This is a genomic window from Flavivirga aquatica (assembly GCF_001747085.1).
In the GTDB taxonomy this organism is placed as follows: Bacteria; Bacteroidota; Bacteroidia; order Flavobacteriales; family Flavobacteriaceae; genus Algibacter_C; species Algibacter_C aquatica.
Map to the genome: position 1 here is coordinate 21,616 of NZ_MDJD01000054.1, position 15,145 is coordinate 36,760.

The window sequence follows — 15,145 nt, forward strand, 5'->3', positions numbered from 1 at the left end:
ATATTTTAGCCATACTACCAAGCCAAATTTAATTCTCTAAATACATAATTTTACAATTCAATTAGGACAACATATTTATATGAAAATAATCTTACCACTTTTTTTAGTTTTATCTATATTTTCTAATGCCCAAAATAACTATCCGCAAGATTACTTTTGTAATCCTTTAGAAATCCCTTTAATATTATCTGGAACTTTTGCAGAACTGCGTTCAAATCATTTTCATTCTGGTTTAGATATTAAAACGCAGCAAAGAAGGGGCTTAAAAGTAAAGGCAGCTGCTAATGGATTTGTAAGTAGAATAAAAGTATCTCATTACGGATATGGCAAAGCTCTTTATATAACACACCCTAATGGATATACAACGGTGTACGCGCATTTACAAAAGTTTGCTCCAGAGATAGAGACTTACGTAAAAAAACATCAATATGAAAAAGAATCTTATGAAATCGAGTTATTTCCAAACGCAGAGACCTTACCAGTAATAAAAAACACTACTGTAGGTTTTAGTGGTAATTCTGGCGGATCTGGTGGACCTCATTTACATTATGAAATTCGTGATAAGCAAGAACGCCCTATAAATCCTATGCTTTTTGGTATTGATATAAAAGATAACACCATACCCATTATTAAATCTATTTATGCCTATCCTTTAGATGAAAATGCCTTCATTAAAAAATCTAATACGAAACAAAAATTAAGATTAATTCCTTTAAAAAATGGCGACTATACTGTTGAAAATATTGAAGCTATTGGAAATATTGGTTTTGGTGTTGAGACTATAGATAGGCAAGATTTGGCTGCTAATTCTAACGGCGTTTATAATATAAAAACATTCATTAATGGAAAACAAAACTTTGAATTAGATTTTAAACGCTTTTCGTTTGATGAGACTAAACATATTAATCAACTTATAGATTACGAACATTACACAACAAAAAAACAACGTATTCAAAAATTATTTAAAAGAAATAATCCATTAAGTATAATCAAACCAACTTTAAATGATGGATTTATTTCTATCGAAGATAGCACATACTCCGTATATAAAATCAAGGTTATAGACTATAAAAATAATGAGTCTTGGGTTACCATTAATGTAAAGGGGACTAAAAAAGCTATATCTAAACCAAAAGAAATAAAAACTACGCCCTACTATATTAAAAAAGATCAAGCTATTAATTTAAAAGAAGGATCTGTTTCTGTTGATTTTTATAAAAACACTTTCTATAATGACTTTTATATTGATTTTAACGTGAAAAATGATACGCTAACGCTCCATAAAAATATCATGCCTGCTAAAAAGAATTTTAAAATTAGTTACGACGTAAGTAATTATAATAAAAAAGACAAAAGTAAATTATATATTTCCAGATTAATTGGTTATAAAAAGTACCCCGCTTATGTCCGTACTAAAAGAACTAATAATGCTTTAACCACTAATACAAAAATATTAGGTACATACGCTCTAGCTATAGATACTATACAACCAGTTATTAAACCTATTAATTTTAAAAACAAACAATGGATTAGTAAATACAGATATTTAAAAATAAAAATAGATGATAAAAAATCTGGGATTTCTAATTACAGGGCTACTGTTAACGGGAAATGGATATTAATGGAGTATGATTATAAAACAAAAATATTGACTCATGATTTTAATGATGAGATAATTACAGATACTAAAAATAATTTAAAAGTAATTGTTACCGATAATGTTGGAAATAATTCTACTTTTGAAGCGTTATTTTATAGGAAATAAACTTTTACACTTTTGAAGACAAAACTTTTACTAACCAGTACCATTCTGTTTTTTTCAATAATCGCCATAGGTTTTTCGCAAACCGCAACAATTAGAGGGGTTATTTTAGATGAAAACAACCAACCCATTGAAAAAGTAAATATTAAATCTGAAACTAACGGAACTGTTACCAATGAAAATGGTTTCTATATTTTAACAATTCCTGTAAATCAAAATATAACTCTTCAATTTACACATATTTCTTATAAAAAAATTATTAGTACTTTTAATTTAAAAAACGGAGAGGAATTTGAATTCAATCCTGTAATGAGTACATCAATTGAGCAAATAGCTGCTGTTATTGTAAATAGTAATAGAAAAAAGGAAGTTGAAGGTATTATAACTTTAAAACCTGAAGCTATAAGGAAAATCCCTGGAGCTAATGCTGGTGTAGAAAATTTATTATTAACGCTTCCGGGAGTAAGCAATAACAATGAATTAAGTACCCAATATTCTGTTCGTGGAGGAAATTACGACGAAAATTTAGTCTATGTAAATGGAATTGAAGTATATCGTCCTTTTTTAGTACGCTCTGGACAACAAGAAGGTTTAAGTTTTGTAAATACAAACTTAGTTCAAAATGTAGATTTTTCTGCTGGTGGGTTTCAAGCAAAATATGGCGATAAACTATCTTCGGTATTAGATATTACTTATAAAAACCCATACAAATTTGAAGTTAATGCCGATTTAAGCCTATTAGGAGGAAGTCTTTCTGTAGAAAATATAAGTAAAGATTCTAAATTTACAGGAATTATTGGAGTACGTTACCGTGACAACAGTCTATTAGTTAATGCTAAAGAAACAGAAACTAATTTTAAACCTGCATTTGCAGATGCTCAAGGTTATTTCACTTATAAATTCACCGATAAATTTCACCTAAGTTTTCTAGGTAATGCATCAATTAACAAGTATGATTACGAACCTCTTTCTCGTCAAACTAATTTTGGTACTATAAGTGATCCTTTGTCTTTATTAGTCGTTTATGAAGGGCAAGAAAAAGACAGATACCAAACTTTATTTGGAGCATTTAAAGGTACTTATTTTGCAAATGACGATTTAACACTACACCTTATAGCATCTACATATCATACTACTGAAGAAGAATATTTTGATATTTTGGCACAATATAGATTAGGTGATGTTAATACGGATATAGGTGATGAAAATCTAGGAGAGGTTGAATTTAGTGAAGGTGTTGGAAGTCAACTTAATCATGGAAGAAATGATTTAGATGCACTTATTACAAACATTGAACATAAAGGAGATATTAAAATTGATGATAATAGAATTGAGTGGTCTGTAAAATATACTAATGAAGATATACGAGACCGTTTAGTTGAATGGGAAGTTATAGATTCTGCTGGGTTCTCTATTAGACCTCCAAGAATATTCCCTGTTAACGAACAACCTTATGTACCTTATAGTGGTCCTTTAGAACCTTTTAACAACATAAGAGCGACAAATAACACACAAATAAGTAGATTACAAGCTTATGCTCAATGGAGTAAACGTAGTACATTAGGAACAAGTGAAGTATGGTATAATGCAGGAGCACGTGTTCACAATTGGTCTGTAAAGGGAGACGGTATTACGTCTTCAAATCAAACAGTATTTAGTCCAAGAGTTCAATTTGCTATAAAACCTTCATGGGAAAAAGACATGCTTTTTAGACTAGCCGCTGGTTTATACTACCAACCACCTTTTTATAGAGAACTTCGTGATAGCGAAGGCACTATTCAGCCTAATGTAAAAGCTCAAAAATCAATTCATTTTGTATTAGGGAATGACTATAGTTTTAAAATGTGGAATAGACCTTTTAAGTTAACAACCGAAGCTTATTTTAAAAACTTATCTGATGTTAACCCATATACATTAGAAAATGTACGTATACGCTATAGAGCTAATAACAGTGCAAAAGCTTATGCTTATGGATTAGACATGCGTTTAAATGGTGAATTTGTACCAGGTACAGAGTCATGGTTTAGTTTTGGCTATTTAAAAACCGAAGAAAACATTAATAATAGAGGATATATTTCTCGCCCTACGGATCAACGTTTAAAGTTTGCTGCCTTATTTCAAGATTATGTACCCAATGTACCTAACATGAAAATATATTTAAACTTAGTTTATAATACAGGGCTACCTGGAGGCTCTCCAAGTAATGCAGACCCTTATGATTACCAAAACAGATTACCTTCATATAAACGAGCAGATTTAGGGTTACAGTATGTTTTAGTTGATGCTAGAAAACAATTTAACCGTGGCTGGAAGAAACCTTTCAAAGAGCTTTCTTTTGGATTTGAAATTTTCAATATGTTTGATGTACAAAACTCCATTACCAATACTTGGGTAAGAGATGTTTACAGTAAGCGTCAATTTGCTATACCAAACTTTTTAACTCCTCGTGTTTTTAACTTGAGAACAACTATGAAATTTTAGTTTTACTGTTCTACAAACTCTTTTAAAACATCAATAACATAATCGACTTCTTCTTTAGTATTATATATGCTAAAGGAGAAGCGAATAGATGGCTTCTCTAGATCTTCTTCATTTAAAATTTCAGATAGAACATGCGATTTTTGTGAACTTCCACTTTGGCAAGCACTACCTTTCGAACAAGCTATTCCTTTTAAATCTAACTGAAATAATAGCATAGCTGCTTTTTTAGGAGGTATGGGTAAACATACATTTATAAGTGTATAAGTACTTTTATCTAAATCTGCAGAATTCCCATTAAATGTTACACTTGGCATATTAGTTTTAAGTGTCTTGATAAAATATGCTTTTAAATCTTTTATATAACTGTACTCACTTTCAAGGTTATTGTTAGCGTGTTTTAATGCGTCTTCGGCACCAACTATATTATGAACACTCTCGGTCCCAGCTCGAAGCCCTCGCTCCTGTTCTCCACCTATAATTATAGGTCTTAATCCAGAGTTTTTTCTAATAAAAGCAAAACCTACACCTTTCGGTCCATGAAATTTATGAGCTGCTGCTGCTAAAAAATCAACTTGTATGTCTTGTAAATCTAATTTATAATGTCCTACCGACTGTACTGCATCACTATGAAACAAAGCTTTATTAGATTTACATAATTCTGCTACACGTTTAATATCTAAAATATTTCCTATTTCATTATTAATATGCATTAGGCTAACTAATGTTTTATCTTCCGTTTGCAACAAACGCTCTAAATGTGAATAATCTATATCTCCGTTTTGATTTACGTTTACATAGCTTACTAAAACCTCGTGTTCAGTCTCAAGCTCTTGAACTGTATGCAAAACCGCATGATGTTCTATTTTAGAAGTTATAATATGAGTAACTTTTAAATCTTTAACTGCACTTTTTATAACTAAATTATCGGCCTCTGTACCTCCAGAAGTAAATACAATTTCACCAGCAGAAACATTTAAAGAATTAGCTATTGTTTTTCTAGATTGCTCTATTAACGATTTTGATGATCTACCAAAACTGTGCGAAGATGATGGGTTTCCATAATCATTCTGCATGATTTTTGTCATAGAAGTTATCACTTCGTTTCTCATTTGAGTTGTGGCAGCATTATCAAAATATATAGTCTTCATACAAGTATAAATGATTATTCTAAAAAATTATTATTTAATACCAATTTAAAAAGAATGAATCGACATGAAACATTTTATAGTTAAATTGATATAAGGCTCTTTTAGAATCCAAAAATACTTGAAATAAAATTATTATCAATAAGCTACGTTATAAATAACAATTCTATTATTTTTGCCTAAAACCCAATTATCAATGCGTAAGTTATTTTTTGTATTTATAGTTTTCATAACACCTTTTTACTCATGTGACGATGGTGATATTATAACAGCTGAACTTGATTTTGAAGACACTTTTCTTGCTTGCGAGGGTGTTTCAGATTTAATCCTTTATAAAACTAAAAATGATCCAGCGGAATCTTTATCTTTAAAAATCTCAAATTTTACTATAGCAGAACTTCTTGAAGTAAATGAAAATAATATCTTTGAAAAACCCGTTGAGATAAATGCAACCAATCCTTTTAACTATAGAACCTATAGTAACACAACATTACCTGCTAATTTATTTTGTAATGACATACCTCTTTCTGATATTAATATTACGCAAGATATTACAAGTACAAGTGGTACCGCTATAATTAAAACCGTATTAACAGAAGATGATGATGATGGTATTCCTGCTGAAATGGAAGATCTTAATGGTAATGGCGACTTAACTGATGACGATTTTGATAGTGATGGTATACCTAATTATCTAGATGTAGATGATGATGGTGATAATGTTTTAACTAAAAATGAAAATCCAGATCCAAATAACGATGGAGATTTTAGTGATGCTCAAGATACAGATGGTGACGGCATGCCTGATTATTTAGATAAAGATGATGATGGTGATGGCGTTGATACCAGAGATGAAGAAAAAGGCACTCCAAATGAAGACCCTACTGATGACATGAGTAATGAAATAAACGGCGTATCTGTTGCAGATTATTTAAATCCAGTTGTTAATGATAAACTTCCTGCTACAAAATTTAGAGAAAACATACATGTAATTTCAAAAACCTATACTGTTAGCCTTATTATTAACAATATTGATATAGATATACTATCTCAAGATATATTGGACTTTGGTATTTTAGAGCAAAGTGAAATACCTACTGATTTAAAATCAAGAACAGAAAATCCTGGGTTTATTTAATTAGGCACTACATTCTGATAAATATAAACCTCTGTAGCTCCTAATCCATATTTTTGGTAATTGGCATCATAAAACTTGACATTATTATAACGACCAAATAGATATTCTAACTCAATTTTTAATATGCCCTCACCTACACCATGAATAAATACTATTTTGGGTATGCGTTTAGCTATAGCGAAATCTAATTTTCTTCTAGCGGTATCTAGCTGTAATGAAAGCATATCGTGATTAGACATACCTCTTGGAGATTTAACTAATTGATTGATATGCAAATCGACTTCCATCGTGGGTTCATAACGGTCTTTAGCGCGCTTTTTCGTTTGATTTTTTCTTGGTGACTGTTCTTTTTCTGAAACCACAGCATTAATACTTGAATGTGAAAACAAATCTGTTTTTAAAGATTCTTTACCCGTTTTCTTTACCAATTCATTACTTTGAAACTCTAACAAAAAACCATCGTCTGTTTCAATAGAAATAAGATTACCCGTTATATTTTTTATAGTTCCAGATAAATCTTCATCTAAAACCAAAACATAATCGCCTAAATTAAATCCCATAACTATTCAATTTCAGAATCATGAATATCTTCTTCTTTATCTTGTTTACTAGGAATCGTTCTTGATATTCTATACACACCAAGCATAAGCATAATTATACCTCCTATTAAAATATACTGATTTTGTTCTATTCCAGTTTTAGCATACATAGCAATAACAGCTCCTGTAATTATCAAAATATAATTTAAATATTTCATCATTTAAACATCATTATTTATGAATAACAAATTTCAGTAAAAAAATCTATTTTCACCTTGATTTATTTACTAATTTCAATAACCCAAAAAAGACAATTCAATTAAACTACTTCATGTAATTATATGTTTTAAAATCAATAAATAGTGATTTTCAGATCCTAAAGAGAACATTCTTTTAGAATCTTTTAAATAAAAACATAATGCATATTATTAAAATAATTATTAATTATCTTTTAGTATTTTAGCTCAATAATCAAATATTTCACCTGCAATTAATGGAAGAATACATGCTCCCCTGTTTAAATAAAAAATTATTTGGTATTGAATGTATGGGTTGTGGTCTACAGCGCTCTATATCCTTAATTCTTCGCGGTGAATTTGTTGATGCTTTTTATATGTATCCTGCTATTTATACTTTAATACTACTTTTTGGAGTCATTGCACTTAATGTTTTTAAAAACTTTAAGTTTTCTAATAAAATCATTATTATTTTGGCTGTTCTCAATGGTATTATTATGATTGGGAATTTTACCCTTAAAACATTTATCATCAATTAAAAAACAAAAAACATGGAACAACAAAAATTACCTAATTCAACGCTTATTTTAGTTTTCGGAATCTTATCAATAGTAACTTGCTGTTGCTACGGTTTAATAGGTATAATACTTGGTATTATTGCCGTTGTATTAGCTAAAAAAGCGACTCAGTTATATATAGAAAACCCTGAGTTATATACTGGAATTCAAAATGTAAAAACTGGAAAAATATTAGCTATTATAGGTATTGCTTTAAGTGTTATATATTTACTTATTGTTGTTTGGGCTATAACAGCATTTGGATGGGATACCTTGCAGAATCAAGAATTATTACAAGAAAGAATTCAAGAAATGATGGGACAATAATCTTTTCTGTTTTTTATATAAAAAAAGCGCCCCAAAAGGTCAGTCATGGTCGGAAGATTTTTTCTTCCGACTTTTTATTTTATGTTGGGCAATATTTTAGTTTTAATTATTTGATTATCACTTGATTACTTTGTTTTTGTGATGTATTTTTCGTGTCTTATTATCTGATAATCAATATATTATATCAGTATTTAAAGATCACAAAATTTCTGTAAGTCAATTATTAGGTGTTATACCAGAGGCGCTTTTGTCCAAATTATCATTAACTACAAAAGTCGATTACTACACCAAGGTTCTTCATGGTAAAAAAATGTTCTATTTGCTTCTTTATGGTATTGTAGAGAATGAAAAACTAAGCCAGCGCACTTTAGAAGATACTTTTAATGATTTTCTGTTTAAAACGCTTTTTGATTTGGACAAATCCGAAACCATAAGACGAAGTTCTATCTCTGAAAGGTTATCCAAAATCGACTCTGATTACTTCTGTCAAATATACCAATGTGTTTTTACCAGCAATTTCACGATGCCTACCCTAACAAGGAAAGACACCTTTTAATCTATGTAGATAGTTCTATGGTTAGTGAGGCTTCTTCCAGATTATTAAAAGGTATTGACCATAAAAATGGGAAGAAATCTGTTAAATACAGTATGGCTTTTGATGGTTTGTTGCCTTGCCATTCAGAGGTGTTCACCAGGGCGGAGTATTCCAGTGAAGATATGGCTCTGCCCGAGGCTATAATGAATCATGTAAAGCAAGAAACACATCATCAGAATATCTATGTCATTGATAGAGGACTTCAATCTACAAGAACAATGAACTCATTTACTGATGATGCTGTTACTTTTATTGCCAGAGCAAAGGAAAACCGAAAACATGTAGAGTTACAATCTTTAGTCAGGCAAGCTCAAGATTCAGATTTAGGAGAATTAACTCTTATCAAAGATAGTAAAGTGCAACTTTACACAGGAAAAGCCATCCATAACAAAAAAGGAAATATTCATTACAGAGAAGAGTTGGTAGAAACCCCTTTTCGTTTAATTATAGCGAAAACAATAACAGACGATCCAAAAGAATTTTGGTTCATTACCAATGATTTTGATTTATCTGCTAAACAAGTAGCCCAAGCTTATAGAAGGCGTTGGGATATCGAGGTCTTTTTTCGTTTTATAAAGCAAGAAATCAATGTAAATCATTTAGTGTCATTAAATAAAAATGGAATAGAGGTTATGCTATACATGACCTTAATCGTAGCCATGTTAATCTTAATCTATAAAAAAGCCAACCAAATAGGTTATAAAACTGCTAAAAGAAGATTTAAAATGGAACTCAGAAATTTAGCTATTGCTATGATTGTTGTAGATTGTGATGGAAACTTAAACCATTTTGAGACTTAAAAAATGGTCGGAATTTCTTCCGACCATGACTGACTTAATAGCCGCTTTTTTTATATGCTTAAATATTTTTAAATAACGTTATTTTTTCTACTTATTTTATTATTTTTCAAATTGCTTAAGCGTTTTAATAATAATACTAACACAATCTAATAATTGCGCTTTGTCCATTATTAAAGGTGGCGCAAAACGAATAATATTTCCATGAGTAGGTTTTGCTAATAATCCGTTATCACGCAATGCTAAACAGATATTCCAAGCTGTATCACTGTCTTCTTCATCGTTTATAAGAATCGCATTAAGTAATCCTTTACCTCTAACTAAATTAACAATATTACTCGTTTCAATATATTTGCTTAACTCACTTCTGAATAACTCACCTAGTTCAGCTGCATTTTCAGCTAGCTTTTCTTCTTGTACAATTTCTAAAGCTGCCATAGCTACAGCAGCTGCAACTGGATTTCCTCCAAATGTACTACCATGATTTCCTGGCTTAATAACTTGCATAACATTATCGTTTGCTAAAACAGCAGACACTGGGTATACACCACCACTTATAGCTTTACCTAAAATTAAAACATCAGGTTTTACATTCTCATGATCTACTGCTAATAACTTCCCTGTTCTTGCAATCCCTGTTTGTACTTCATCTGCAATAAATAAAACATTATATTGCTCACATAATGCTTTTGCTTTTGCTAAATAATCTTCACTTGGCACATAAACTCCAGCTTCACCTTGAATTGGTTCTACTAGGAATCCTCCAACATTAGGGTTATTTTTTAATGCTGCTTCAAGAGCTTCTAAATTATTATATTCTATTTTAATAAACCCATTAGTATAAGGTCCAAAGTTTTTACGAGCTACAGGATCGTTAGAAAATGAAATAATAGTTGTGGTACGTCCGTGAAAATTATTTTTACAAACGATAATCTCTGCTTCATTTTCATTAATTCCTTTTACCTCATAAGCCCACTTTCTACATAATTTTAAAGCAGTTTCTACTGCTTCAGCTCCTGTATTCATTGGTAAAAGCTTATCAAAGCCAAAAAATTCGCAAGCAAATTTTTCATACTTACCTAAAATGTCATTATAAAAAGCTCTTGATGTTAACGCTAGTGTTTGTGCTTGTTGCACCATAGCATTAACAATTTTTGGATGGCAATGCCCTTGGTTTACTGCAGAATACGCCGATAAAAAATCGTAATACTGCTTACCTTCTACGTCCCAAACATACACACCTTTACCTTTAGCTAATACTACAGGTAATGGGTGATAATTATGAGCTCCGTACTTGTTTTCTAATTCAATTGCTTGCTGCGATGTTAATTGTTCTAAAACAGCCATTTTAATTTGTTTTTAATTAATAAAATAACCATTCCTTCTGTACCTTTATCCTTTCGAAGATTCGAAAATTCAGCGTGGGAGAGAAATCATCCCTAGAACCCGCAAATTACTAAATAATAATTGCTTCAAAAAATCTTATTCAGACATTCTTCCAGACAAGGAAGAAATCTGTAATTCACAAAAAGTTTTAGACCAATATTTCACTTACAGTAATAGTACATTTAAATTTCCTTTTAATAACCTAAAACTAATTTACTGTTTATATAAATACTGTTTTTCATTCACTAATACAGTTTAAACTTAAATATTAAAAACATCTAAATAATTAAAAAGATTCATTTTATTTTAAAATCTATTAAAGTTAATAGAAATAAAGTGACATTTATTTGTTGCTATTATTATTTTTGCAGCATGTCTAGAAGAAAATCAAGAAAACAAGTTTTTGAAAACGTAGAGGTTATTGATGCTGCTGCTAAAGGAAAAACCATAGCTAAGGCTCCAGATGGAAAAGTTATTTTCCTACCAAATGCCGTACCTGGTGATATTGTCGATGTACAAACTTTTAAAAAACGTAAAGCTTATTACGAAGGAAAAGCAACTGCTTTTCATAAGCTTTCAGATAAAAGAACAACGCCTGCTTGCGAGCATTTTGGAACATGTGGAGGTTGTAAATGGCAAGATATGGGCTATGAACACCAACTTTTTTATAAACAAAAGGAAGTTACCAATAATTTAACACGTATTGGCCATATTGAACTTCCTGAGGTTACTCCTATTTTAGGTTCTAAAGAACAGTATTTTTATAGAAATAAAATGGAATTTTCTTTTAGTGATAGCCGTTGGTTAACCTTGGAAGAAATTCAATCTGATAATGACTTAGGCGATAAAAATGCTCTAGGATTTCATATTCCAGGTATGTGGGATAAAATTCTAGACCTAAACAAATGTCATTTACAAGCAGATCCATCTAATGCGATTAGAAATGCAGTAAAAGCATTTGCTATTAAAAATAAATTAGAATTCTTTAATACACGTAATCAAACAGGGTTATTACGTACTATGATGATTCGTACATCAACTACGGGTGATATTATGGTTATGGTTCAGTTTTTTAAAGAAGATAAAACCAAACGTGAGTTACTGTTAGATTTTATTGCTGAAACTTTTCCGCAAATTACCTCTTTACAGTATGTAATTAATGGAAAAGCTAATGATACGATTTACGATCAAGATGTAATTTGTTATAAAGGTAACGATCATATTTTTGAAGAAATGGAAGGCTTGAAGTTTAAAATAAACGCAAAGTCTTTTTATCAAACGAATTCAAATCAAGCTTACGAATTATATAAAATAACTCGTGATTTTGCTGGTTTAACAGGAGAAGAACTTGTTTACGATTTATATACAGGTACAGGAACTATTGCGCAATTTGTTGCTAAACAAGCAAGTAAAGTTATTGGAGTAGAATCTGTTCCAGATGCCATAACAGCTGCTAAAGAAAATGCACAATTAAATGACATTAAAAACGTTGAATTCTTTGTGGGTGATATGAAACAGGTTTTTAATGATGATTTCATTGCAACTCACGGACAACCGGATATTATAATTACAGATCCTCCTCGCGATGGTATGCATAAAGATGTGGTGCAACAAATATTAAATATTGCACCTAAAAAAGTAGTCTATGTAAGTTGTAATAGTGCAACACAAGCGAGGGATTTAGCTTTAATGGATGCCATGTATAAAGTAACAAAAACCCAAGCTGTAGATATGTTTCCACAAACTTTTCATGTGGAAAACGTTGTAATACTTGAATTAAGGGACTAATAATTTAAATTGCATGGTTTTTGTTGAGTAACATATATTCTAATTAATTATATACAACCTCATAAAACTAACTAGAATTTATAAAAATGAAATATTTTAAATATCTTTCTTTACTTATTATTTTATCAATAATAGGTATTACTGTAAGTTGTGAGCGTGACGATATTTGTCCAGAAAGCACACCTACGACACCTAAATTAATTATTGATCTTTTTGATGATAGCAATAGAGAAAATAAAAAAAATGTTATAGATATTGTTGTTATTGATGCGGATGCTGATCTTGTTATTAATAGTGAATCTATATTAACAGGCTACAATTTTCAAGATACTAATAACCTTATTTTACCTTTAAAAACAACGAAAGACACCACACAATATAGGCTTATAAATCAAGCTAAAACAGATAATAATGGTACTCCTGATGATACGAGTGATGACAAAATCATTGGAGGAAACACAGATATCATTACAATTAGCTACACTCGTGAACAAGTATACGTATCACGTGCTTGTGGATTTAAAACTATTTTTAAAAATGTAATCCTTACTGTTGTAGAAGATGATGACGAATGGATAATTTCAAGCCGATATGCAACCGATAATCAATCTGTAGAAGATGAAACAACAACACACTTTAATATATTTCATTAGTAGTTTAGCATGTATGCTACTTTTTTGCATATCTGTTAGTGCACAAAATGATAGTATCCCTAAAACACCTAATGATTCTATAAAAATAAAACTGAAGTATGGACTTCGAGTTGGTGCAGATATTGGAAGACTAATTAGATCTTCATTAGATGATGACTATAGTGGTTTTGAGCTTATGGCAGATTATCGCATTAAAAAACGCTTATATATTGCTGGAGAGATTGGTTTTGAAGAAAAAAACACCATTACAGATTTCTTAGATGTTACAAGTAAAGGTAGTTACATAAAAGGTGGTATAGATTATAATTTGTATGAAAATTGGCTAGATATGGATAACATGATCTATACAGGATTTCGTATTGGTGCTAGTACATTTAGTCATGACATAAATAGCTTTACTACATATAGTACTAATCAATATTGGGCACCTCAATTCTCTTCTAACGAAAAACAGGAGTTTAGTGATTTAACTGCTTTTTGGGCAGAACTTCTTTTAGGACTTAAAGCTGAACTTTTTAATAATCTCTATATTGGGTTAAATGTGCAACTCAAAATATTAGCAAGTCAAGATCAACCCAAAAATTTTGAAAACATTTATATTCCTGGATTCAATAAAACCTTTGATGGTAGTAGTATTGGTGTAGGTTATAGCTATTTTATATCTTATAGAATTCCACTTTACAAGAGGGCTGCTAAATAATATAATTATAACATTTTAAAAGACTAAAAGAGGTTTGGTTATTAGTAGTAATCAAACTTTTTTTCTTTATCAAAAAAACAATTTTATAATGAAGGTCAAACATTTTTGAAGAAGCATTTATCTTACTGTTTCACTTTTTAAAATATAGATAAAAGTAATTCCTCTTTTTCAAAATTCATTTAAAAGACCTTTTTAACCTCTGTTTTTTTATTTAAAAGAGTAGCTTAAGTTAGCCTTTTCCCTTTAATTAATAATTATCTATAGGTACTTACCTATGCTTTAATAGAAAATTTTAATTTAGCGCACTGATGGATATAATATAAATTACTAAAACTAATATATCTTCTTATATCAATTTAATATAAACATTTCAAAAAATTAAAAACAAGAATTAATGACAAGAGTAAGATTAGAAATTGATGAAGTTCAAATTCATCGACCAAAAAAAAGATGGAAACTATACTTTGTTATTCTAGCAGAACATCCTACAGATAAGGACAAAATGATTATGACGACATTACCTCAAGAGCCGTTTAAATTAAGTAAACGTCATGATAACTCTTTTCAATTTGATACAGATGAGATTGGTTCTGAAGGCTTATTCATTCTTAGCAGAGAATTGCCTAAAAATAGAGAGCTAAATGTTCATATTTACCTTAGGCATACAAGAAGGTCAGCTAGAAATTTAGGTGAAATATTACAAGATGTAAAGAATGAAATTGGAGAAGGCGCCTTTGATATTATTACAGATATTGTAGGAACAACCACAGTTCCATGGTTAGTTATAGCAAAAAAAGCAATTCCTCTTGTTGGAAAAATTTTATTAAAAGTTCCAGATAGAGATTTCGGCTTTTTAAGTGCTTTCGAACGATTTGGTAATGAGTTTGAAGATACTTATGAAATTGATAGAAAGAAAGATTTTAGTGGAGATGCTTCACTTGTATACAGCTGGTCTATTGATGAATAAAAACGCATATACAAGTTAGCATATAATGTGTGTTAAGATTAATTATTAAAAGTCTTAACGCATATTATCTTAGA

14 protein-coding genes are annotated in these 15,145 nt (G+C 30.2%); 10 read left to right on the forward strand and 4 right to left on the reverse strand.

Annotated features, from left to right (window positions below; genetic code table 11):
- Positions 1 to 79: 79 nt before the first annotated feature.
- Together A8C32_RS14455 and A8C32_RS14460 are read left to right on the forward strand one after the other, a co-directional pair.
- Positions 80 to 1,765: a M23 family metallopeptidase gene (locus tag A8C32_RS14455; protein WP_069831141.1), complete on the forward strand. Its 1,686-nt coding sequence runs from the start codon at positions 80 to 82 to the stop codon at positions 1,763 to 1,765.
- 12 nt (positions 1,766 to 1,777) lie between these two features.
- On the forward strand, positions 1,778 to 4,243 hold the full coding sequence (locus A8C32_RS14460) for a TonB-dependent receptor (protein WP_069831142.1): 2,466 nt from the start codon (positions 1,778 to 1,780) through the stop codon (positions 4,241 to 4,243).
- 2 nt (positions 4,244 to 4,245) lie between these two features.
- On the opposite strand, the gene A8C32_RS14465 is transcribed toward A8C32_RS14460, so the two are convergent.
- Positions 4,246 to 5,391, reverse strand: coding sequence for a cysteine desulfurase family protein (locus A8C32_RS14465; RefSeq protein WP_069831143.1), 1,146 nt, complete (start codon positions 5,389 to 5,391; stop codon positions 4,246 to 4,248).
- Positions 5,392 to 5,584: 193 nt separating this feature from the next.
- Between A8C32_RS14465 and A8C32_RS14470 the strand changes: the two genes are divergently transcribed.
- Positions 5,585 to 6,526: a hypothetical protein gene (locus tag A8C32_RS14470; protein ID WP_069831144.1), complete on the forward strand. Its 942-nt coding sequence runs from the start codon at positions 5,585 to 5,587 to the stop codon at positions 6,524 to 6,526.
- On the opposite strand, the gene A8C32_RS14475 is transcribed toward A8C32_RS14470, so the two are convergent.
- A complete protein-coding gene (locus tag A8C32_RS14475; RefSeq protein WP_069831145.1) occupies positions 6,523 to 7,086 on the reverse strand; it encodes a DUF8465 domain-containing protein in 564 nt (187 codons plus the stop codon). The two genes, A8C32_RS14470 and A8C32_RS14475, sit on opposite strands and share 4 nt — an antisense overlap.
- A gap of 2 nt (positions 7,087 to 7,088) precedes the next feature.
- Positions 7,089 to 7,286 carry a hypothetical protein gene (locus tag A8C32_RS14480; protein ID WP_240491757.1) on the reverse strand — a complete coding sequence of 66 codons (198 nt, stop codon included), beginning with the start codon at positions 7,284 to 7,286 and terminating at the stop codon, positions 7,089 to 7,091.
- Between the two features lie 272 nt (positions 7,287 to 7,558).
- On the opposite strand from A8C32_RS14480, the gene A8C32_RS14485 reads away from it, so the two are divergent.
- The 3 genes from A8C32_RS14485 to A8C32_RS14495 all read left to right on the forward strand — a co-directional run bounded on the left by A8C32_RS14485 (position 7,559) and on the right by A8C32_RS14495 (position 9,580).
- A complete protein-coding gene (locus A8C32_RS14485; RefSeq protein ID WP_069831147.1) occupies positions 7,559 to 7,840 on the forward strand; it encodes a DUF2752 domain-containing protein in 282 nt (93 codons plus the stop codon).
- Between the two features lie 12 nt (positions 7,841 to 7,852).
- Positions 7,853 to 8,185: a CCC motif membrane protein gene (locus A8C32_RS14490; protein ID WP_069831148.1), complete on the forward strand. Its 333-nt coding sequence runs from the start codon at positions 7,853 to 7,855 to the stop codon at positions 8,183 to 8,185.
- A 498-nt stretch (positions 8,186 to 8,683) separates the two neighbouring features.
- Positions 8,684 to 9,580, forward strand: a complete 897-nt coding sequence (locus tag A8C32_RS14495; RefSeq protein WP_240491758.1) for a transposase — start codon at positions 8,684 to 8,686, stop codon at positions 9,578 to 9,580.
- A 99-nt stretch (positions 9,581 to 9,679) separates the two neighbouring features.
- On the opposite strand, the gene rocD is transcribed toward A8C32_RS14495, so the two are convergent.
- A complete protein-coding gene (gene rocD / locus A8C32_RS14500) occupies positions 9,680 to 10,924 on the reverse strand; it encodes an ornithine--oxo-acid transaminase (protein WP_069831149.1) in 1,245 nt (414 codons plus the stop codon).
- A 411-nt stretch (positions 10,925 to 11,335) separates the two neighbouring features.
- On the opposite strand from rocD, the gene rlmD reads away from it, so the two are divergent.
- From rlmD to A8C32_RS14520, 4 genes are all read left to right on the forward strand, one after another.
- Positions 11,336 to 12,751: a 23S rRNA (uracil(1939)-C(5))-methyltransferase RlmD gene (gene rlmD / locus A8C32_RS14505; RefSeq protein WP_069831150.1), complete on the forward strand. Its 1,416-nt coding sequence runs from the start codon at positions 11,336 to 11,338 to the stop codon at positions 12,749 to 12,751.
- 86 nt (positions 12,752 to 12,837) lie between these two features.
- A complete protein-coding gene (locus A8C32_RS14510) occupies positions 12,838 to 13,404 on the forward strand; it encodes a DUF6452 family protein (RefSeq protein ID WP_069831151.1) in 567 nt (188 codons plus the stop codon).
- Positions 13,370 to 14,104, forward strand: a complete 735-nt coding sequence (locus A8C32_RS14515) for a DUF6048 family protein (RefSeq protein WP_069831152.1) — start codon at positions 13,370 to 13,372, stop codon at positions 14,102 to 14,104. Before A8C32_RS14510 ends, A8C32_RS14515 begins: the two co-directional genes overlap by 35 nt.
- Before the next feature lie 394 nt (positions 14,105 to 14,498).
- On the forward strand, positions 14,499 to 15,071 hold the full coding sequence (locus tag A8C32_RS14520) for a hypothetical protein (protein ID WP_069831153.1): 573 nt from the start codon (positions 14,499 to 14,501) through the stop codon (positions 15,069 to 15,071).
- Positions 15,072 to 15,145: the final 74 nt, after the last annotated feature.